The organism is Parabacteroides sp. 52 (assembly GCF_010500925.1).
Lineage (GTDB): Bacteria > Bacteroidota > Bacteroidia > Bacteroidales > Tannerellaceae > QVMG01.
The window spans coordinates 93,622-113,516 of record NZ_QVMG01000002.1; the positions used below are offsets into that span (position 1 = coordinate 93,622).

Sequence of the window (19,895 nt, forward strand, 5' to 3'; positions counted from 1 at the left end):
ACTCAGATTTATTTTAGGATACTTTTCGTAATTTATTAACAAGGGCAATCAGGAATCCCAAAGCGATGAAAGCACCCGGTGCAAGAACAAAGATAAGAGCACCGAACTCTTCCGGCATAATGGTCAGGTTAAATAATTTTCCTGTTCCCAATAGTTCGCGTACAGAGCCTAACAATGTCAAGGCGAGTGTGAAACCTAATCCAATACCAATGCCGTCCAGGGCAGAGGCAAACACTCCGTTTTTGGCGGCAAAGGCCTCGGCGCGTCCCAGGATAATACAGTTTACAACAATCAGGGGAATAAAGATACCCAGGCTGGCGTATAATGCCGGCACGAAGGCTTCCATGCTCATCTGCAAGACGGTTACAAACGAAGCAATTACAACAATATAACAAGGTATACGTACCTGGTCGGGGATCAGGTTTTTAAGTGCGGATATCACGGAATTGGTACAGATCAGTACAAATGTTGTAGCCAATCCCATTCCTAACCCGTTGATCGCGGAAGAGGTAGTCCCTAAGGTAGGACACATTCCCAATAATAATACAAATATAGGATTCTCTTTCAGGATTCCGTTTGTCAATGTTTTTAGATGGTTCATTCGATCCCTCCTTCCTTTGTTTCTGTTGATTCTGTCGCGGTGGTAGCCCCTGTTTGGCTGTCCGTTCCTTTGTAAGCACTGTATGCACGGTTGATGCTATGCAGGAAAGCCCGGCTGGTGATGGTAGAAGCGGTTATCGCATCTACATCTCCACCATCTTTACTCACGCTCAGGTTGCCCTGAGACAAGGAGCGCCCGATCACGCTCTGTTTGTTTTTGTCTGTACGGAACCATTCCTGCATCTTGGAACCCAAACCGGGGGTTTCTGCATGTTGAAGAACGGAATAGTTTACCAATGTACCGGCGGTATCGAATCCAACGATCACCTGGATCTCTCCATTGAATCCGTTTCTGCTGTTGCTTTCTACGGCAACACCTACGGCTTTACCCTCTTTGGTCGCCGGATAAATGGTTAATGAATCCCCTTCTGTGGTGACAGCATTATAAGCCTCTGTTAACGGGTTGTTATCGTATGGCGGTACCACTTCTTTGATGGCATTTTCTAAAGCCGCCGCCTTGGATAAGGCAATGGGACCGGCGGTATACATATTTGCTGTGGCCAGGATAGCACCTGCGCAGAGCGAGATGATCGTCAGCGACAGAAACATATTAGGCAAAGTTGATTTTAGTTTTTCCATGCTTATTTTCCTCCGAAGTGTTTAGGTTTCATATAGCTGTTGATAAGCGGAGTAAGTGCATTCATTATCAGAATAGCGAATGACATACCTTCCGGATAGGAACCGAAAAGACGTATCACTGTGGTCAGTACACCTATACCTATACCGTATACGATCATGCCGCTTTTACTCATAGGCGAAGTGACATAGTCGGTAGCCATAAAGATAGCTCCCAATAACAGACCGCCGGATAAAAGGTGAATCAGCGGATTGGCGTATACAGTCGGATTTACACTGTGCATAATACCGGTAAAGACAAGAACGGTTCCCAGAATAGCAACAGGTATATGCCAGGTAATGATTTTGCGTACCAACATAAAGATCAAGCCCAGGATAAGAGCGATAGCCCCTACTTCTCCGAGGCTGCCTCCCATATCTCCCCATAACATATTCATGTAAGAGGGCAGATTTTCCGTACCTCCTTTAAGCATGGAAAGCACCGTTGCTCCGGTTTGAGCATCTGTGTAATGCATTGACATCACCTCCGGCACCGGCCAGGTAGTCATCTGTGCCGGGAAAGAGATCAACAGGAAGACACGACCGACCAAGGCCGGGTTCAATATATTATTCCCTAATCCTCCGAACGGCATTTTACCGATACCGATCGCTGCCAGTGCACCGATAAGAATGATCCATACCGGCAGGTTCGAGGGTAGGTTGAATGCCAGGAGCAAGCCGGTAAGAATAGCCGAACCGTCATAGATTGTCGGTTCTTTTTTCATCATGAACTTTTGGATCAGGTATTCGAAGCACACACAGGATGCAACCGAGACAAGGGTTACAATCAATGCACCCAATCCAAAATAGTAAAGTGATACCAGGAAAGCCGGAATAAGGGCTATCAATACACCATACATGTTTTTCTTTATGCTGTCACCTCCATGAATATGCGGGGAAGGCGATACGTATAATTTATTCTCCATATTCCGTTTGTTTATGATTTGCGTGCGCGTATGATACCCATTACTTTCCCTTTTCCATAGCGGATGTGATCCAATAAAGGACGGTTGGCAGGGCAGGTATAACTACATGAACCACATTCGATACAGTCTGTGATATGATTTTTCTCTGCGAGATCCCATTGGGTAAACTCGGTAGCTGTCATTAATTGTGTCGGGTTCAATCCCATCGGGCAGGCACTCACACATTTGGCACAGCGGATACAGTTTTCCATTGGTTTGCGTACAGCCTCCTTTTCGGATAGGATCAGGATGCCGGAGCTTCCTTTTGTCACCGGAACTTCGGTGTTGACAAGTGCTTTTCCCATCATTGGTCCTCCACCGATAATCTTACCTGTACGGGGAGGCAGTCCACCGGCAGCCTCTATCAATTCGGTGATGGGGGTGCCCAGGCGTACCAGGAAGTTGGAGGGGTTCGCCACCTCTTTCCCTGTAACGGTTACTACCCGTTCGATCAGCGGTTTGTTCTTTATGACAGCTTCGTATACGGCAAAGGCAGTTCCTACATTTTGCACTACCGCTCCTTCTGAGATGGGGAGTGCTCCGCTCTTCACTTGTCGGCGAATGATGGAGTCGATGAGTTGCTTTTCACCTCCTTGTGGATATTGTGTCTTTAAAGGTTGTATTTCTATCCCTTTGTATTCGACTGCCAGCTTCTGCAGATGGGCAATGGCGTCTTTTTTATTGTTTTCGATACCGATGACGGCTTTTGTCACATGGATCGCCTTCATCAGGAGGCTGGTGCCGATCAGTACTTCTTCGCCTTTCTCCATCATCAACATATGGTCGGAGGTAAGGAAGGGTTCACATTCGGCTGCATTGATAATAAGTATCTCCGCCTTATTGCCGGGAGGAGGTGTCAGTTTTACCTGTGTGGGGAATGTGGCACCGCCTAGACCCACAATGCCGGCCTCGGCAACCCGCTTGATGATCTCTTCTGCAGTCAGGGAGGTCGTCTTTACAATCGTTTCACTTCTGTCGATCGATTCTTCCCATTCATCCCCTTCAACATCGATATAAATGGCCATGCGGCGATATCCACTGGCATCCAGTGCATTGTCTATCTTGTTTACTTTCCCCGAAACGGAAGAGTGTATGTTGGCAGATACAAATCCGGTGGCTTGTGCCAATAATGTACCTACTTTCACCAAATCTCCTTTTTTGACAACAGCTGTTGCCGGTGCTCCGATATGTTGACTGAGCGGAACGATTACTTGTTGGGGTAATGCCAAAGGAGTAATCTTTTTCCCTGCCGACAATTTGTTTTCGGGTGGATGTATACCTCCGATGCGAAATGTCTTTAGCATACTATTCGATTTTATTGTATTGTTTCTTCTTTTACTTTAGTCTCTGCAGCCGGCTCTTTCTTCGGTGGGAAATTGAGCTCGTGGATGGCACCCGTAGGACAAACCGCTACGCATTTGCGGCATAAGCGGCATTTCGTATAGTCGATATAAGCCAGGTTGTTTTCCAACGTGATGGCTTCAAAGGCGCATTCTTTCACACATTTGCCGCAACCGATACAGGCATTGTTACAGGCTTTCTTGGCCACTGCCCCTTTGTCTTTGTTGATGCAACTGACAAAGATACGGCGGGATTTAGGCCCTTTCTTGCGCAGTTCGATAATGTTTTTCGGACAGGCCTTGACGCAGGCGCCACAGGCTGTACATTTGTCTTCGATCACCTCCGGTAATCCGGTTTCCGGATGGATATGAATGGCGTCGAAGTTACATACCGATACACAGTCGCCAAATCCATGGCAGCCATAGGAGCATCCTGTTTCTCCTCCGTAGAGTGTGGAAGCGATTGCACAGGTCCGAGCCCCATCGTATGTGTTGTTGCGGGGACGGGCATTGCAGTTGCCATTGCAACGGACAACAGCGACCATCGGTTCGGCGGTTGTCACCTCTTTGCCTAATATTTTAGCCACTTCCGACATGACCTCTGCACCCCCTACCGGGCAATACAAATTGTCTAATTCGTCAGCTTTTACACAGGCATTGGCAAATCCGGAACAACCCGGGAAACCACATCCCCCACAATTGGCAGCAGGTAATGCCTCCTGCACCTCGGCAATACGAGGATCTTCATATACCTCAAACTTCTTTGAGGCGGCATAGAGGAACGCAGCGCTGATGGCACCGATCACTCCCAATGAAATAGCGGCAATTAAAATCATTTCTATTCGTAGTTTTGTTTTTCTAATTCCAAGGTGAATACAAAGCGTCTTTTCAGTTTGTCGCGCATGACATATAATAAGACGTAATAGGGGACTAACAATAGTAAACCGGCCAGGGCACTTAGGGTCTCACTCCAACCGATTGTCATGCCCAAGGCAACAGCCCCGAAAACCAAGACCAGGGGAATGACAAATGCAAATAAAACGGCCTGAAGTCCTAAGGAACTTTGGCCGCATATCATGACATCATCGTTTATGTGAAATCTACCGGACCGGTCAGTCACCTCTATTATTTTGACTTTGCTGTCTGAGGCTGAACACATGGAACGGGCATGGCATCCCGCGCAGGCGGACTGTTGTATGATCCGAACAAATACACTATTAGCTTCAATGCGTTCTACGATTCCGTTGTGACGTATGTTTTCTTTCATGGTTGTAATCTCGACATTACAAAATCACCGCAAAAGTAAGTATTATTTGCATATGACATTGGGATTAACAAATATTATTATTTGTCTAAAAGAAGAAATTATTTGAAAGATGAAAGAGAAAATAAGTGAGGGGTGACTTTTTGAAAATAAATAGTTGTTTTTACTTTCCAGCTTTTAAATCTTAAAGGGTATATGTTTACCATTTGTAATTGAATCCGAAACTTAATAATTCGTTCAATTGAAAATAGTTGTCAAAGTCTTTTGTTTTAGCAATACCGTCGTCGTAACGCAAATGGGCATAGATGCGGGTGGAGAAAAAGCGGTTGATGGCCATTGTTAATGTGTTCTCAAACTCGCATTCTACCCTTTCGTAGCTGGTTTTATAGCTTAAACGGGAAGTCCATGACACGTTGCGGTTGAAGTTGATGGTTAGATCTGCCCGTACGTTCGAACCGAACTGGCTGAGTGAATTTTTGAATATACCGGTCTCGGGGTCTTTTTCAAAACCGTGCCGTCCCAGGTCCATTGTCTTTTGGTCTTTGATCCGGCTATACATGTAGGTATAAGAAAAAGGGGCCATATTCAGAGAGAAAGCCAGGTTTTTGTGTTTGTTCTTGTATTTCTTCTTCAATTCGTATTTCATACCAATACCAAAGGTGGCGGTTACGGGTGCGAGAAGAGCGGATAATTTGATGCGGTTGTTTTCTTTGTAATTATTGAAAAGCTGTGTTTTGATTTCTCCGTCAAGTGTATAGTACCATTTGTTGAAAGCTTGATATCCAAAGTTACTATGTATACGCAACAGGTCGTCTCCCATTTTGTAGTTACGCAAGGTGTCTTTGGGTGCAGTATAAGCACTTATTTTCAATTCGACCTCGTTGGTGAGTTGTGTTTTGTCTTTTTTGTAATCATACCTCATGTAATTGCGCGTGTACAGGTTCAGGTTGCTGGTTCCTCCTTTATGCCAGTTGGGGGATACATAGTTTTGGGAAAACTGTATGGCGCTTTCAAAGGCCGATTTCCAGTAAAGTCTTTCCAGAAAGCGGGGAGGGGCTTGTATATCATTGATTTCCACATTCGTTTGCACAGGAATGGGGGAGTTTTCGTATATCTCTTTGATGTCTTTCTGGATAGGAGCCGGTTGGAACTTATCCTGGGGAAGGTCCTTTTCCGTATACTTGAATAGATCCGGCCGGTTTCTTTCTATGTATTGGAAAACCTTATCAGTAAACTCTTTTTTTCTTTTGAACTCGGGATATATCTCGGCAACGGCAAAAGGAATAGAGAGATCGTCTTTTTCCTGAAAAGAATAAGGCGTGTAAAAACGTATGTTTTCCGGCAATTGCATGCCTTTGAATACGAGTGGCATAAGGAAAGGGCTGGCTATGACGGTGTCTTTATAGGTTATGTTCGGGGCGAATAAGAGGGTGCTGTCCATCGTGGCATGGGCCAGCCTTTTTGCTTCCTCCGACATCTCCAGTTTGTCTTTGTCCAGAAAGCGTTGCAAAGCCTGGCTGGGGCGTTGGGGAGAGGCGTATGTCTTGTTTTGTTTTTCAAATTGAGAGCGCAGGTCGCTTATGGCGGATAAATCCACCTCTTTTATTTGTATCACCGGGATTGTGTCCGGTGCCATTTGTTGAGTGGATGGGTGTGTTGTGGAAAGGGTCTGGTAAGTCACATCTTGTGCATTTATTATCCCGAACAGGCACAAAAACATACATACTATATATATATGTCGATTTTTCATCATTCTATATCATTTATAAACAGATAAATATCAGGATGACAAAAGTATTGAAAAAGAATGAGACCAGCTAATCTTTTTACATCCTATAACAATCAGTCAAGAGGGGAGGCAGAAGAAAACCCTTCCTATTCTCACGAATCGGAAGGGTTTTGGGTTTGAACCTTAAAGAATAATACATAAAAACCTATAACTCTTTATGTTGATCAATATGGATTGATCTTGTATTGTTATGACTGAATAATCGGACAAAGGTTTAAAGAGGGTTGTTATTTTATTTTGTTTATGCCGGGGAAATTCTATTGCCGATGGGCATCGGCAACATTGACGATGCTGTTCAGCAATATTGTCGAACGTGTTCAGCAATATTGCCGATGCCCATCGGCAACAGTATTGTCCTTGTATTGGAGGCTTGCAAAATTCCGTGATCCGGGGTGATTTTATTAGAGGGCACAAAAAAAAAGAGTCACTAAAAAGTGACTCTTTCGGTTTTGTTGCGGAGGCAAGACTCGAACTTACGACCTTTGGGTTATGAGCCCAACGAGCTACCACTGCTCCACTCCGCGATATAGTTGCTATCATTCCTGATTGCGAGTGCAAAGGTAATGCTTTATTTTATGAAAACAAATTTATGGCAACTTTTTTTTATTATGCTTGGTAGATACCATCTTTTTTATCTACTTTTGCGCACAGTTTTAATCAAAATGTGCAATACATCGTATGACAGTATCGAAGACACGGGATATGTTAGTGGATGTGGCAAGACAATTGTTTGCCCGCATGGGGGTAGACAATACCACCATGAACGATATTGCACAGGCTTCCCGTAAAGGAAGGCGAACGCTTTATACCTATTTTAAAAGTAAAAATGAGGTGTATCTGGCCGTAGTGGAGTCGGAGTTGAACAAATTGCATCGTATGTTGCTTGATGTCGCTGCCAAAGAATTACCGGCCGATGAAAAACTCATTAATTTTATCTATACCCGTTTGGATACAGTCAAGGCATTGGTATTTCGCAATGGCACATTGCGGGCTACTTTTTTCCGGGATATCTGGCGGGTAGAGAAGGTAAGGAAAAGCTTCGATTTGCGGGAAATAGATATTATCAAAGGTATTCTGGACGATGGGGTGAAAGAAGGTGTTTTTCAAATGCCGGACACGGAAGTGACAGCGCTTGTACTTCATCATAGTTTGAAAGGATTGGAAGTCCCTTATATACGGGGATTGATGGGTGATACTATACAGCAGCGGATTAAGCGGAGAGATAATGTGATCAATTTAATATTCAACGGAATAAAGATTAAGTAAATCAGCGATGTATATAAATGCGACAGGTTATTATGTACCCGAAGAGCGTGTAGATAACCAACACTTTTTAGAACTGAATGGGTTGACCAGCGAGTGGATTGAACAACGTACCGGAATCAAAACCCGATCCAAAGCCAAGCCGGAAGAGAATGTAACGACTATGGGAATAGAAGCCGTGAAGCAGGCGCTTTCTTCCTTACCTTATGATATCACGGAAGTCGATTTGGTTATAATGGCTTCCTATTCTCCTTTTGATACGGTGGCAACCGGTGGGCATGTGGCTCAACGGGAGTTTCATATAGAAAACGCGAAAGTGCTTTATCTTTCTTCCGCCTGTTCTTCCTTTATCAATGCATTGGAGGTTGTAGAAGGCTATTTTTGTATGGGGAAGGCGTCGAAGGCCTTGATTATTTCTGCAGATAAAAACTCGGCCTATTCGAATGAGACGGATCCGAAGGCAGGACACCTGTGGGGAGATGCTGCGGCTGCATTTTTTGTATCCAAAGAACGTGTGACGGAGAAAGATCCTCATATCCTTGAAATCGTAACACAGGGGTTGGGTCATATAGGCAAAGGACCGGAAGGCGTGCAGTTGCGTCCGGGAAATGGGGGTATTATGATGCCGGAAGGTCGGGATGTATTTATCCAGGCGTGTACCTATATGCCGAAAAATGCCGTTTATTTGTTGGAAAAAAATGGATATTCCATAAATGACCTGACTTACTTTATCGGTCATCAGGCCAATATGCGTATCTTATCCAATATAGCCAAACAACTGCAATTGCCGGAAGAAAAATTCTTACACAATATAGAAGAATTGGGAAATACAGGCTCGGTGAGCACCCCTTTGGTGTATGCCCAGTTTGCCAAAGACTTTAAGAAGGGTGATCTGATCTGCTTGACCGTGTTCGGTGGTGGATATTCAGCCGGAGCCTGTTTGATTGAATGTTAATAAAAGAAGAATATATGAAACTATTAGAAGGAAAAGTTGCTGTCGTAACAGGTGCCGCTCGTGGTATTGGTAAAGCGATTGCACTGAAATTTGCTTCCGAAGGAGCAAGTATCGCATTTACTGATTTGGTTATCGACGAAAATGGCTTAGCGACACAAAAAGAGATCGAAGCCTTGGGAGTAAAAGCAAAAGGATATGCTTCCAACGCGGCGAACTTTGAAGAAGCACATGCTGTTGTTGGCGAGATCGTGAAAGATTTTGGTAAAGTGGATATATTGGTAAACAATGCCGGTATCACCCGTGACGGATTGATGATGCGTATGTCTGAACAACAATGGGATATGGTTATCAATGTAAACCTGAAGTCTGCATTCAACTTTATCCATGCATTGACTCCGGTGATGATGAAACAAAAAAGCGGAAGCATCATTAATATGGCTTCGGTGGTAGGTGTTTCAGGAAATGCCGGACAATGTAACTACTCTGCATCCAAAGCTGGTATGATCGGTTTGGCTAAGAGTATTGCCAAGGAATTAGGCTCACGGGGTGTGCGCGCCAATGCGATTGCTCCCGGTTTTATTCTTACGGAGATGACAGATGTTCTTTCGGAAGATGTCAAAGCAGAATGGGCTAAACAAATCCCGTTACGTCGGGGAGGCACAACAGAAGATGTAGCCAATGTAGCTACCTTCCTTGCTTCGGATATGTCTGCTTATGTAACAGGGCAGGTGTTGCTTTGTGATGGTGGGATGAATATGTAAATAGTGATTAGTGGTTAGTGATAAGTGGTTAACGTTTTATGATTAACGATAGGATAATTCCAAACAATTAATCACTAACCACTAATCACTAACCACTAATCACTAACCACTAATCGTAAATCATTAATCGTTAAAAAAAGTGGTAGTCCTTTTCGAAGATAATCATATTATTGCTGTTAATAAGACCTGTAATGAGATTGTGCAGGGAGACAAGACCGGGGACAAACCTTTGTCGGATCTGTTGAAAGATTGGCTGAAGGAGAAGTATAATAAACCCGGGAATGTATTTGTTGGCGTCACGCATCGGTTGGATCGTCCGGTTAGTGGCGTTGTTCTTTTTGCCAAAACCAGCAAAGCCTTGTCCCGGATGAATGAGATGTTTCGCTTGGGAGAGGTAAAGAAAACCTATTGGGCGATCGTGAAGAACCGTCCGCCGGCAGAAGAAGGTGAATTGGTCAATTGGTTGGTACGTAATGAAAAACAGAATAAGAGTTACGCCTACGATACCGAAAAGCCACAAGCGAAGAAAGCCATCCTGCGTTATAAATTAATCGCTTTTTCAGATAATTACTATTTATTGGAGATTGACCTCCAGACGGGACGTCATCACCAGATACGTGTGCAATTGGCCAAAATGGGATGTCCTATCAAAGGAGATCTGAAGTATGGCTTCGATCGTTCCAATAAAGATGGAGGGATCAGCTTGCATGCCCGTAGGGTAGGCTTTATCCATCCGGTATCCAAAGAATCTATTCAGGTGATAGCTCCTGTACCGGAGGATAATTTGTGGGCAGCCTTAACGAAAGGTCTTTCGTCTGTTAAATGAGTTCGGCAGAGAGAATGCTTACGTTTTCTAACGGACGATCCTGACTGTTGGTCTTTGTTCCTTCTATTTTTTCAACAACATCCAACCCTTCAATCACTTCCCCGTAGACTGTATATTGGTTGTCCAGAAAAGGAGTGCCTCCTATTGTTTGGTACGCTTCGAGTTGTTCGGGGGTGAATTTCGCTTCCTCTTTCCGTTTTTCCGCTTCCAATTGTGCTTTTCCTACCAGGGTGTCGCGTAGAATGGTTAATTCGTCTTTCTCTCCATTGCGGTACAATTCCATGATTTTCGGTTTGTTTTCCGTTTGCAACCGGTTGAATATGGATTGAATCAGTTGGCTTTCTTTTTGTTTTTCCAATTGTTTCAGCTCCGACTCTTTGTATACTTTCCCGGTAACAATGTAAAACTGAGAGGCGGAAGAGGCTCTTTCCGGGTTTACCTCATCCCCGGTACGGGCAGCAGATAAAGCTCCTTTTTTATGAAAATATTGAGGGTAAACAAATTCAGCCGGAACAGTATATCCCAAATCGCCAGCTCCTAACTGCTTATTCAAGGGGGCGTCTTTGGAAGTGACATCTCCTCCTTGTATCATAAAATCTTTGATGACGCGGTGAAAGAGTAAGCCGTCGTATTGTCCTTCTTTTACCAGTTTGATAAAATTGTCTCGGTGTAGGGGTGTTTCATTGTAGAGTTTAAGAATGATTGTTCCGTAGGATGTATGTAGTTTAACCTTTGTTTCCATAAAAAGTATAATTGTTTTTTAAATTTATTTCTTTACAATAGTCATTGATTTGATCTTGACATTTTTCAAGGGGCGGTCGTCTTCGTTTGTCGGGACAAATTGTATCTTATCGACAGTCTTCATGCCGCTGATAACTTCTCCAAAAACGGTGTAGTTTCCGTCCAGGTGAGGAGTGCCTCCTTCGAGCATATAGGCTTCCCGTTCTTCGGGGGTAAATGTTTTGTTGTTGTTGTTTTCCATCTTGTCTAATTCCATAGCGGTGTAATGTTTACCGGTGACAATGTAAAACTGGGAAGAGGAAGAGGCTTTCTCCGGGTTTTCAGCATCTGCAGTACGTGCGGCGCATAACATGCCTCGTTTGTGGAAGTATTGGGGATAAACAAATTCGGCCGGGACGGTATAGCCCAGGTCTCCATCTCCTAAATGTTTTTCAAGAGGAGCATCCTTTGATTCAATATCTCCGCCTTGGATCATAAATTGTTTGATTACGCGATGAAATAAAAGCCCGTCGTAAAGCTTGTTATTTACATTTTTAATAAAGTTGTCCCGGTGCAGAGGCGTTTCATTGAATAGTTTTACTTTTATTTTCCCCATATCCGTATCAATCAACACCATTGTCTCGTTTTCTTTTTCCTGCGCTGACAGTGAATAAGCCGAAAAAGAACAGACTAAAATCAGTAAAAAAGTCAACATATGTCTCATATTCATCTCTTTTTATTAAATTGAAGTGAGCAAAAGTAACAATAAAATACGATTTTTTGATGTATCCTGTTTCTTTTGATTTCTTTAACAAAGTAGGTGGATGAAAAGCGAGAAGTATCTTCAGCTTGAAAGAAAATGAGTATATTTGTTCCTGATTTAAAACAAAGTGTGATGAGTTATTCCAATTATCTCTACATTGCCATGCGGGCAGCCATTGATGCCGGGAAATCCATAATGGATGTATATACCGATCCCGACGCGGATTTTGGGGTGGAACGAAAAAGTGACCATTCTCCTCTGACGCGTGCAGATAGGGCGTCGCATGATTTTATCACGGGGGCTTTGTCGGCAACTCCGTTTCCTGTTTTGAGTGAAGAAGGAAAAGAAATACCGTTTGAGGAACGTTCGAAGTGGGAGACACTTTGGATTGTTGATCCTTTGGATGGAACTAAAGAGTTTATAAAAAAGAACGGAGAATTTACCGTAAATATCGCTTTGGTGGAAAAGGGCGTTCCTGTATTGGGTGTGATCTATGTTCCTTGCCGGAAAGAATTGTATTATGGCACGGAGCAATCGGGCGCTTATAAGGTGACTGGGGTGGATTATGAAAATCAACTATCCTTTGAGGAAATAAAACAAAAAGCGTTGCGCCTGCCTGTTTCGGTAGGGCACCAGGGTATTGTGGTGGTCGCTTCCCGGTCGCACCAGTCGGAAGAGACGACAGCCTATATAGAGAATTTGCGGAAGCAAGGAAAGCCGGTTACTCTGATCCATAGTGGGAGTAGCCTGAAGATTTGCTTGGTGGCGGAAGGATCGGCGGATGTCTATCCTCGTTTTGCTCCCACTATGGAATGGGATACGGCTGCCGGCCATGCGATCGCACGTGCTGCTGGCTGTGAAATCTACCAGATTGACGACAAAACACCCTTGAATTATAACAAAGAGAATCTACTAAATCCGTGGTTTATTGTCAGGCAGTAATTGTTCCATTTGCGGAATTTTATAGTCTGAATGTGCTATCCAGGTAATTAGGTACTTGTAAAGGCATGATTCAGTTGAGAATCTTTTTTACATTTGCCGTCTTTAATTGATTTATATATAAGAGACGCTAGTCTTAAAGGCATGAGTTTTGAAATAATTTTTGTGTTATTAGGGTTGGCCTTAATGGTCTTTGCGCTTATCCGGGATTTAATGCGCCCGGGTATGATATTGTTTTCGGTGGTGGTCCTGTTCTTATGCGCGGGAGTACTCACTCCGAAGGAGATGTTGGAGGGTTTCAGTAATAAGGGCATGATCACGGTTGCCCTGCTTTTTCTCGTGAGTGAGGGGATCCGTCAGAGTGGTACACTCAGCCAAATATTCACTAAATTCCTCCCTAAAGGAAATACTACAGTAATAAGATCGCAGGCACGTTTACTCCCTATACTTGCCGGTATGTCGGCTTTTTTGAATAATACACCTATGGTGGTTATCTTCGCACCGATCATTAAACGCTGGGCGGAGAAGGTAAAGCTGCCGCCTACTAAATTCCTTATTCCACTTACATACGCGGTTAGCCTTGGTGGAATTTGTACCTTGATAGGTACTTCTACCAATCTGGTGGTTAACGGTATGATTATGGAGGCGGGATATGAAGGCTTGTCCATGTTCGAGATCGGAAAGATCGGATTACCGATTGCTATTGTAGGTGTCCTTTTCCTGATTTTGTTTTCCAATAAACTCTTACCCGATTCTCCGGCGAACGGAAAGGAAGAGTTGACAGAGGCAGATGAAAAAGAAGGATGGCATAAGATAGAGGCTGTGTTAGGACCTCGTTTTCCGGGGATAAATAAAAACCTGAAAGAATTTAACTTTTTACGTCATTACGGTGCGATTGTTAAAGAGATAAAACGTTCCGGACAACGTATTTCCGGACAACTGGAAGAGGTTGTCTTCCAGGAGGGAGATGTCCTGACGCTTTGGGGCGATGAATCGTTTATACCGACCTGGAGAGAATCCAGTGTCTTTCTTATCTTATCCAACGGGAAAGAGGATGTGAAACCTATCTCCAACAAGAAACGGTGGTTTGCTCTTGGTCTGTTCCTGTTTATGATTGCCGGAGCAACGATAGGAGAGTTGCCTGCTACCAAAGAGGCTTTCCCGGATATAAAACTGGATATGTTCTTTTTTGTATGTGTTACTACGATCATCATGGCGTGGACTAAGATATTCCCGGCACGTAAGTATACAAAATATATATCGTGGGACATACTGGTCACTATCGCCTGTGCCTTTGCGATCAGTAAAGCGATTGAAAACTCAGGCGTGGCAACTATGGCTGCACGCTATATCATAAGCCTGTCCGAGACATTCGGTCCTTATGTGTTATTGGCTATGACCTTTCTTATCACCGCCTTTTTCTCACAACTTATCACCAATAATGCGGCTGCAGCTTTGGGATTCCCTGTCGCTCTATCGGTAGCAACGCAGTTAGGAGTTAATCCTATGCCTTTCTTTATGGTTATTTGTGTGGCAGCTTCTACCAGCTTCTGTACGCCGATCTGTTATCAGACCAATATGATCGTGCAGGGGATAGGAGGCTATTCGTTTATGGATTTCGTGAAGATAGGAACGCCGCTTACTATTATCGTGTTTTTGATGGCTGTATTTCTAGCGCCGATGATATGGGCATTTTGAATGAAGAAATGAAGAATCGTAGATCGCTTAATGAAGTGTAAAACAATGAAGAATCGTAGATCGCTTAGCGAAGCGCAAAGCAATGAAGAATTAAATATAACACCTGTTTTTGACAGGATGCTCAAAAGAGAAGATAAAGAGACTCTTTTGCGGCAACGGGGCATAATGGTTTGGTTTACGGGACTGAGCGGTTCGGGGAAGAGTACGATTGCTATCGCGCTCGAACGTGAGTTGCATAACCGGGGTTTATTATGCCGCATACTGGATGGCGATAATATCCGGACGGGTATCAATAATAACCTGGGTTTCTCACCAGAGGATAGGGTGGAGAATATCCGCCGTATTGCGGAGGTGGGTAAACTGTTTGTAGATACAGGCATTATCACGCTGGCGGCTTTTATCAGTCCGAATAATGAGATTCGGGAGATGGCAGCGTCTATTATCGGGAAAGATGATTTTCTGGAAATATATGTAAGCACTCCGATAGAAGAATGTGAACGCCGTGATGTCAAAGGCTTGTACGCCAAAGCAAGAAAAGGAGAGATAAAAGAATTTACTGGAGTGTCTGCTCCGTTTGAAGCTCCTTTAAATCCGGATCTGTCTTTAGATACTTCTGTATTTAGCCTAGAGGAATCGGTACAGAAGGTGTTGGGGTTGATAATTGACAATTGAAAGTTGACAATGAAAAGAATAAATAAAGAGTTATGATTGAGAAACAAAATAATGAGACGAGTAATTGTCAATTGAATCTAAGTCATTTGCAGGAGCTCGAAGCTGAATCTATCCACATTATCCGTGAGGTGGCTGCTGAGTTTGAAAATCCGGTGATGCTTTATTCCATAGGAAAAGATTCGTCGGTGATGGTACGGTTGGCGGAAAAAGCTTTTGCCCCGGGCAAGGTACCGTTCCCTTTGATGCATATCGATTCGAAGTGGAAATTCAAAGAAATGGTTGAGTTTCGTGATGCTTATGCGAAGAAGTTTGGATGGAACCTGATTGTGGAATCCAATATGGAAGCTTTTAATGCCGGAGTAGGACCATTCACACATGGTAGTAAGGTGCACACCGACCTTATGAAAACGCAGGCTTTGTTACAGGCATTGGATAAACATAAGTTTGATGCCGCCTTTGGTGGTGCCCGTCGCGATGAAGAAAAGAGCCGTGCCAAAGAACGTATCTTCTCTTTCCGTGATAAGTTCCATCAGTGGGATCCTAAGAATCAGCGTCCGGAGTTATGGGATATCTATAATGCGCGGATTCATAAAGGGGAAAGTATCCGTGTTTTCCCACTATCAAACTGGACCGAATTGGATGTATGGCAATATATACGCTTGGAAAATATACCGATCGTGCCTCTTTATTATGCCAAGGAACGCCCGATTGTCAATATGGATGGAAACCTGATCCTGGTAGACGACGAACGTATGCCAAAGGAGTTGGCGGATAAAGCGGAAATGATGCGAGTGCGTTTCCGTACCCTCGGTTGTTATCCGTTGACCGGTGCTGTTCAGAGTGAAGCCGAGACTATCGAAGAAATCGTTGAGGAGATGATGACGACAACGAAGAGTGAACGTACTACCCGTGTGATCGACTTCGACCAGGAAGGCAGTATGGAACAGAAGAAGAGGGAAGGATACTTTTGATCCAATTGATAATGGATAATTGAAAATTGATAATGAATACACTAAATATAAAGGAATATCTCGATAAGGATGAACAGAAAGACCTGTTAAGATTTCTGACCGCGGGATCGGTGGATGATGGGAAGTCTACGCTGATTGGGCGTTTATTATTTGACAGTAAGAAAATCTATGAGGATCAACTGGATGCGCTGGAGCGGGATAGTAAACGCATGGGTAATGCAGGTGAGCATATTGATTATGCTTTATTATTGGATGGCCTAAAGGCGGAACGGGAGCAGGGTATAACGATTGATGTGGCATACCGTTACTTCAGTACGAATAACCGGAAGTTTATTATAGCTGATACTCCGGGGCACGAACAATATACCCGCAATATGATTACGGGTGGCTCTACGGCTAACCTTGCCATCATCCTGGTGGATGCCCGCACGGGAGTGATTACGCAGACGCGGCGTCATACTTTCCTGGTCTCTCTTCTGGGAATCAAACATGTGGTGTTGGCTGTAAATAAGATGGACCTGGTCGATTTTGATCAGCAGGTATTCGATCGTATCGTAGATGACTATAAGGCGTTTGTGGAACCTCTGAATATTCCTGATATTACTCCGATCCCTCTTTCTGCTCTGGATGGCGATAATGTGGTGGAGAAGAGCGGCCGTACCCCGTGGTATGAAGGTATCTCTTTGTTGGAATATCTGGAAACCGTACCTATCGACCAGGATCGTAACTTTGACGATTTCCGCTTCCCGGTACAGTATGTGCTTCGTCCGAATCTGGATTTCCGTGGCTTTAGTGGGAGAGTCGCCAGTGGGATCGTGCGCAAAGGGGATACGGTTATGGCTTTACCATCGGGGAAAACTTCACGGGTAAAGAGTATCGTAACCTATGAAGGTGAGTTGGAGTATGCTTTTCCACCCCAATGTATTACGATAACCTTGGAGGATGAAATTGATATTTCCCGTGGAGAGATGCTGGTACATCCGGATAATAAGCCTGTGGCTGACCGTAACTTCGAAGCTATGCTTGTCTGGATGGATGAGGAACCGATGGACAGAAACAAACAATTCTATATCAAACATACCACCAATACGAGCCGTGCCCGTATAGATAATATCCGTTATAAGGTAGATGTTAATACGATGGAACAGTCTACTGTGGATCACCTTGTGCTGAATGAAATAGGGAAAGTTGTATTTACTACCGGAAAGGAATTGTTTTTTGATCCGTATACCCAAAACAAACAAACCGGTGCTTTTATCCTGATCGACCCCATCACGAATAACACCTCAGCTGTCGGTATGATTATCGACAGGGTGGATATTAAAGATATGATGACCGACGATGTATTGGCAGTATTGAATCTGCCCGAACTGGGAATAGGAGAGGAGCATTATGACGCGATCCGCAAAGTATGTGAGGATTTGAAAAGACAGGGGCTTCCTGTGAGATGTATAACAAAAGAAGATTAAAGGATGGGGTTGGAATTTGATAAGTTACCGGTCAATACATTGGTCGGTTCGAATTGGAAATCATTGCAGATACTGACGAAAGGGAAAGAGATAGATAAAGGTTTTAAGCAGAAATATTACCTTACCAAGTCGGTTTGTCGCCTACTCAGTCTGTTGCAGCCAATAGAAAACGCCCGTTACCGTAAACTGCAGGATAAACCATTGGAGATGGATCCTTTGTTTATCCTGGGGCATTGGCGAAGTGGTACAACCTTTGTTCATAATATATTCGCTTGCGACAAGCACTTCGGCTATAATACGACCTACCAGACTGTATTTCCCAATATCATGCTTTTTGGTCAGCCTCTCTTTAAAAAGACTACTTCATGGCTGATGCCCGATAAACGTCCGACGGATAGTCTGGAATTGCAGGTCGACCTGCCGCAGGAAGAAGAGTTTGCATTGTCCAATATGATCCCTTATACCTATTATAATTTCTGGTTCTTCCCGAAACAGATGATGGAGTATTGCGACCGTTACCTGTTGTTTGATACGATACCGGAGGAAGAAAGGCAGATATTTAAAGATACCTTCCTGAAACTGATTAAGATATCTCTATGGAATACAAACGGGACTCAATTCCTGAGTAAGAACCCTCCGCATACGGGACGTATACGTACTCTGTTGGAAATGTTCCCCAATGCTAAGTTTGTTTATCTTAAACGTAATCCCTATACTGTATTCGAGAGCACACGTAGCTTCTTTACCAATACTATACGTCCGCTTCGTTTGCAGCATACCACGGATGAAGAATTGGAAAATAACATAGTTGAAGTCTATCGCCGCCTTTATTATAAGTACGAAGACGAGAAGCATCTTATCCCCGCCGGTAACCTTGTTGAAGTGAAGTTTGAGGATTTTGAAGCCGATGCCTTCGCCATGACTGAGAGTATTTATAAACAATTAGACCTTACCGGCTTCAACGAATCGCGAGACAATATAGAAAAGTACCTGGGTAAAAAGAAAGGTTATAAGAAGAATCAATATAAGTACGAAGATCGTACTGTCCGTATTGTAGAGGACAACTGGGATATGGCGCTCAAAGACTGGGGATACAATCTTTGAGAATGGACAATTGACAGTTGACAATGAATTCTGAAAGATTTTACAAAAAAGGATATGATAAGAGGTAAAAGAGTCGTTTTATATCGTCTGTGCATTTGCGCAGTTCTTTTAATTGTCAATTGTCAATTGTCAATTGTCAATTGCCAAAAGGCAGTTACACTTCCTTTTGGAGACATGAATGCGTGGTTGGTTCGTGAGATAAAGGAATCGGCTGTGATTGGTGGGAACACAAAGCTATTATATGAAGTCGCTCCACCGGATACTCTCCGGGGCAATAATGCATATACCAATATGGGCGGTTCGCCATGGGCGAATTCAAATGTGTTGGCAAAGGTGGCGGGTGTAGTCAAAACCAATACCTCAGTGTTTCCGGAGAAAAGGGGCGACGGATGGTGTGCCCGTCTGGAGACCCGGTACGAGAGTGTCAAAGTGTTGGGATTAATCAATATCGAAGTTATTGCCGCCGGCTCTCTCTATCTGGGGGCTATGCATGAGCCTATTACCGGAACCAAGAATCCTCAAAGTAAGTTACAAAGCGGTATCCCTTTTACTCAAAAACCACAGGCAGTATGTTTTGATTATAAGATAAAAGCCGCACCGGAAGAGAATCGTACCCGCAGTACAGGTTTCAGCCGTAAAAGCACGGTGGCGGGAAGAGATTCCTTGGCTGTTGTACTTTACCTGCAGAAACGATGGGAGGACAAGGAAGGGAAAGTCTATGCCAAACGGGTAGGCACGATGGTCAACCGCTATTGGCAATCAACCTCCGGTTGGGTGAACAATGCCACTTATCCTATTCTTTATGGGGATATCAGCGCGCATCCTGAGTATAAAGACTATATGCGTATACAGGATGAAGAGCGGTATACGGTTAACAGCCGGGGTGATATCGTGCCTATCAACGAAACCGGCTGGGCAGATCCCGATGAAATACCTACCCACATCATCTTACAATTTACCTCCAGCCACGGAGGTGCCTATATCGGTTCCCCCGGTAATACGATGTGGATCGACAATGTAAGAGTTGTTTACGCTGATGAGGATTGAGATGGGATAAGGAAACTAGTTTATCTCCTTCACTTTATTTATAAAACAGGTATTAGCAGGTAAGGGGGATTTGC

The 19,895-nt window shown here is 43.9% G+C and carries 20 protein-coding genes and 1 tRNA gene; 11 read left to right on the forward strand and 10 right to left on the reverse strand.

Translation table 11 applies throughout. The features are described from left to right. Window positions 1-13: 13 nt before the first annotated feature. From D0T51_RS02795 to D0T51_RS02830, 8 genes are all read right to left on the reverse strand, one after another. Window positions 14-601: an RnfABCDGE type electron transport complex subunit E gene (locus D0T51_RS02795; RefSeq protein ID WP_163724860.1), complete on the reverse strand. Its 588-nt coding sequence runs from the start codon at window positions 599-601 to the stop codon at window positions 14-16. Beyond that, window positions 598-1,239 carry an RnfABCDGE type electron transport complex subunit G gene (locus D0T51_RS02800; RefSeq protein WP_163724863.1) on the reverse strand — a complete coding sequence of 214 codons (642 nt, stop codon included), beginning with the start codon at window positions 1,237-1,239 and terminating at the stop codon, window positions 598-600. Before D0T51_RS02800 ends, D0T51_RS02795 begins: the two co-directional genes overlap by 4 nt. Before the next feature lie 2 nt (window positions 1,240-1,241). Then, a complete protein-coding gene (locus D0T51_RS02805; RefSeq protein ID WP_163724866.1) occupies window positions 1,242-2,201 on the reverse strand; it encodes an RnfABCDGE type electron transport complex subunit D in 960 nt (319 codons plus the stop codon). 11 nt (window positions 2,202-2,212) lie between these two features. Next, complete coding sequence (gene rsxC / locus D0T51_RS02810; RefSeq protein WP_163724869.1) at window positions 2,213-3,544, reverse strand: electron transport complex subunit RsxC; 1,332 nt, start codon at window positions 3,542-3,544, stop codon at window positions 2,213-2,215. Between the two features lie 11 nt (window positions 3,545-3,555). Next, window positions 3,556-4,416 carry a Fe-S cluster domain-containing protein gene (locus D0T51_RS02815; RefSeq protein WP_163724872.1) on the reverse strand — a complete coding sequence of 287 codons (861 nt, stop codon included), beginning with the start codon at window positions 4,414-4,416 and terminating at the stop codon, window positions 3,556-3,558. Between the two features lie 2 nt (window positions 4,417-4,418). Next, entirely contained in the window at window positions 4,419-4,847 is a 429-nt protein-coding gene (locus D0T51_RS02820) for a SoxR reducing system RseC family protein (RefSeq protein WP_163724875.1), read from the reverse strand. Between the two features lie 196 nt (window positions 4,848-5,043). Then, complete coding sequence (locus D0T51_RS02825) at window positions 5,044-6,564, reverse strand: DUF3078 domain-containing protein (RefSeq protein ID WP_239056656.1); 1,521 nt, start codon at window positions 6,562-6,564, stop codon at window positions 5,044-5,046. 521 nt (window positions 6,565-7,085) lie between these two features. Further along, window positions 7,086-7,157 (reverse strand) — tRNA-Met (locus D0T51_RS02830). Between the two features lie 154 nt (window positions 7,158-7,311). Between D0T51_RS02830 and D0T51_RS02835 the strand changes: the two genes are divergently transcribed. From D0T51_RS02835 to D0T51_RS02850, 4 genes are all read left to right on the forward strand, one after another. Further along, window positions 7,312-7,899 carry a TetR/AcrR family transcriptional regulator gene (locus D0T51_RS02835; RefSeq protein ID WP_163724878.1) on the forward strand — a complete coding sequence of 196 codons (588 nt, stop codon included), beginning with the start codon at window positions 7,312-7,314 and terminating at the stop codon, window positions 7,897-7,899. A gap of 7 nt (window positions 7,900-7,906) precedes the next feature. Beyond that, window positions 7,907-8,851: a 3-oxoacyl-ACP synthase III family protein gene (locus tag D0T51_RS02840; protein WP_163724880.1), complete on the forward strand. Its 945-nt coding sequence runs from the start codon at window positions 7,907-7,909 to the stop codon at window positions 8,849-8,851. A gap of 14 nt (window positions 8,852-8,865) precedes the next feature. After that, window positions 8,866-9,612, forward strand: a complete 747-nt coding sequence (gene fabG / locus D0T51_RS02845; RefSeq protein ID WP_163724884.1) for a 3-oxoacyl-[acyl-carrier-protein] reductase — start codon at window positions 8,866-8,868, stop codon at window positions 9,610-9,612. A 139-nt stretch (window positions 9,613-9,751) separates the two neighbouring features. Continuing rightward, window positions 9,752-10,438, forward strand: a complete 687-nt coding sequence (locus D0T51_RS02850) for an RluA family pseudouridine synthase (protein WP_163724887.1) — start codon at window positions 9,752-9,754, stop codon at window positions 10,436-10,438. Here the strand turns inward: D0T51_RS02850 and D0T51_RS02855 are convergent. Both D0T51_RS02855 and D0T51_RS02860 read right to left on the reverse strand, forming a co-directional pair. Further along, entirely contained in the window at window positions 10,431-11,180 is a 750-nt protein-coding gene (locus D0T51_RS02855) for a peptidylprolyl isomerase (RefSeq protein ID WP_163724890.1), read from the reverse strand. The two genes, D0T51_RS02850 and D0T51_RS02855, sit on opposite strands and share 8 nt — an antisense overlap. A 24-nt stretch (window positions 11,181-11,204) precedes the next feature. Then, the gene (locus D0T51_RS02860; RefSeq protein WP_163724893.1) at window positions 11,205-11,882 is read right to left on the reverse strand and encodes a peptidylprolyl isomerase; all 678 of its coding nucleotides are present in this window, start codon (window positions 11,880-11,882) and stop codon (window positions 11,205-11,207) included. Between the two features lie 135 nt (window positions 11,883-12,017). Between D0T51_RS02860 and cysQ the strand changes: the two genes are divergently transcribed. The 7 genes from cysQ (at window position 12,018) to D0T51_RS02895 (ending at window position 19,821) form a co-directional block, all read left to right on the forward strand. Beyond that, entirely contained in the window at window positions 12,018-12,863 is an 846-nt protein-coding gene (gene cysQ / locus D0T51_RS02865; protein WP_203583305.1) for a 3'(2'),5'-bisphosphate nucleotidase CysQ, read from the forward strand. Window positions 12,864-13,004: 141 nt separating this feature from the next. Then, the gene (locus D0T51_RS02870; RefSeq protein WP_163724896.1) at window positions 13,005-14,558 is read left to right on the forward strand and encodes an SLC13 family permease; all 1,554 of its coding nucleotides are present in this window, start codon (window positions 13,005-13,007) and stop codon (window positions 14,556-14,558) included. A gap of 45 nt (window positions 14,559-14,603) precedes the next feature. After that, window positions 14,604-15,230 carry an adenylyl-sulfate kinase gene (gene cysC, locus D0T51_RS02875; RefSeq protein ID WP_163724897.1) on the forward strand — a complete coding sequence of 209 codons (627 nt, stop codon included), beginning with the start codon at window positions 14,604-14,606 and terminating at the stop codon, window positions 15,228-15,230. 32 nt (window positions 15,231-15,262) lie between these two features. After that, window positions 15,263-16,201, forward strand: a complete 939-nt coding sequence (gene cysD / locus D0T51_RS02880) for a sulfate adenylyltransferase subunit CysD (RefSeq protein ID WP_163724900.1) — start codon at window positions 15,263-15,265, stop codon at window positions 16,199-16,201. 32 nt (window positions 16,202-16,233) lie between these two features. Further along, the gene (cysN, locus tag D0T51_RS02885; RefSeq protein WP_163724902.1) at window positions 16,234-17,670 is read left to right on the forward strand and encodes a sulfate adenylyltransferase subunit CysN; all 1,437 of its coding nucleotides are present in this window, start codon (window positions 16,234-16,236) and stop codon (window positions 17,668-17,670) included. A gap of 3 nt (window positions 17,671-17,673) precedes the next feature. Beyond that, complete coding sequence (locus tag D0T51_RS02890; protein WP_163724905.1) at window positions 17,674-18,774, forward strand: sulfotransferase; 1,101 nt, start codon at window positions 17,674-17,676, stop codon at window positions 18,772-18,774. Between the two features lie 54 nt (window positions 18,775-18,828). Further along, window positions 18,829-19,821 (forward strand): PCMD domain-containing protein, encoded by a 993-nt coding sequence (locus D0T51_RS02895; RefSeq protein WP_163724908.1) that lies wholly within the window; start codon window positions 18,829-18,831, stop codon window positions 19,819-19,821. Window positions 19,822-19,895 lie beyond the last annotated feature (74 nt).

What these genes read in the sequence shown, in the direction of transcription:
- rsxC (WP_163724869.1), bottom strand. Translation starts at nt 3,544, where the DNA reads ATGCTAAAGACATTTCGCATCGGAGGTATACATCCACCCGAAAACAAA.
- D0T51_RS02815 (WP_163724872.1), bottom strand. Translation starts at nt 4,416, where the DNA reads ATGATTTTAATTGCCGCTATTTCATTGGGAGTGATCGGTGCCATCAGC.
- fabG (WP_163724884.1), top strand. Translation starts at nt 8,866, where the DNA reads ATGAAACTATTAGAAGGAAAAGTTGCTGTCGTAACAGGTGCCGCTCGT.
- D0T51_RS02800 (WP_163724863.1), bottom strand. Translation starts at nt 1,239, where the DNA reads ATGGAAAAACTAAAATCAACTTTGCCTAATATGTTTCTGTCGCTGACG.
- D0T51_RS02795 (WP_163724860.1), bottom strand. Translation starts at nt 601, where the DNA reads ATGAACCATCTAAAAACATTGACAAACGGAATCCTGAAAGAGAATCCT.
- cysQ (WP_203583305.1), top strand. Translation starts at nt 12,018, where the DNA reads ATGAGTATATTTGTTCCTGATTTAAAACAAAGTGTGATGAGTTATTCC.
- D0T51_RS02840 (WP_163724880.1), top strand. Translation starts at nt 7,907, where the DNA reads ATGTATATAAATGCGACAGGTTATTATGTACCCGAAGAGCGTGTAGAT.
- D0T51_RS02870 (WP_163724896.1), top strand. Translation starts at nt 13,005, where the DNA reads ATGAGTTTTGAAATAATTTTTGTGTTATTAGGGTTGGCCTTAATGGTC.
- D0T51_RS02820 (WP_163724875.1), bottom strand. Translation starts at nt 4,847, where the DNA reads ATGAAAGAAAACATACGTCACAACGGAATCGTAGAACGCATTGAAGCT.
- D0T51_RS02890 (WP_163724905.1), top strand. Translation starts at nt 17,674, where the DNA reads ATGGGGTTGGAATTTGATAAGTTACCGGTCAATACATTGGTCGGTTCG.
- D0T51_RS02825 (WP_239056656.1), bottom strand. Translation starts at nt 6,564, where the DNA reads ATGTTTTTGTGCCTGTTCGGGATAATAAATGCACAAGATGTGACTTAC.
- cysD (WP_163724900.1), top strand. Translation starts at nt 15,263, where the DNA reads ATGATTGAGAAACAAAATAATGAGACGAGTAATTGTCAATTGAATCTA.
- cysC (WP_163724897.1), top strand. Translation starts at nt 14,604, where the DNA reads ATGAAGAATCGTAGATCGCTTAGCGAAGCGCAAAGCAATGAAGAATTA.
- D0T51_RS02860 (WP_163724893.1), bottom strand. Translation starts at nt 11,882, where the DNA reads ATGAGACATATGTTGACTTTTTTACTGATTTTAGTCTGTTCTTTTTCG.
- D0T51_RS02835 (WP_163724878.1), top strand. Translation starts at nt 7,312, where the DNA reads ATGACAGTATCGAAGACACGGGATATGTTAGTGGATGTGGCAAGACAA.
- D0T51_RS02805 (WP_163724866.1), bottom strand. Translation starts at nt 2,201, where the DNA reads ATGGAGAATAAATTATACGTATCGCCTTCCCCGCATATTCATGGAGGT.
- D0T51_RS02895 (WP_163724908.1), top strand. Translation starts at nt 18,829, where the DNA reads ATGATAAGAGGTAAAAGAGTCGTTTTATATCGTCTGTGCATTTGCGCA.
- cysN (WP_163724902.1), top strand. Translation starts at nt 16,234, where the DNA reads ATGAATACACTAAATATAAAGGAATATCTCGATAAGGATGAACAGAAA.
- D0T51_RS02855 (WP_163724890.1), bottom strand. Translation starts at nt 11,180, where the DNA reads ATGGAAACAAAGGTTAAACTACATACATCCTACGGAACAATCATTCTT.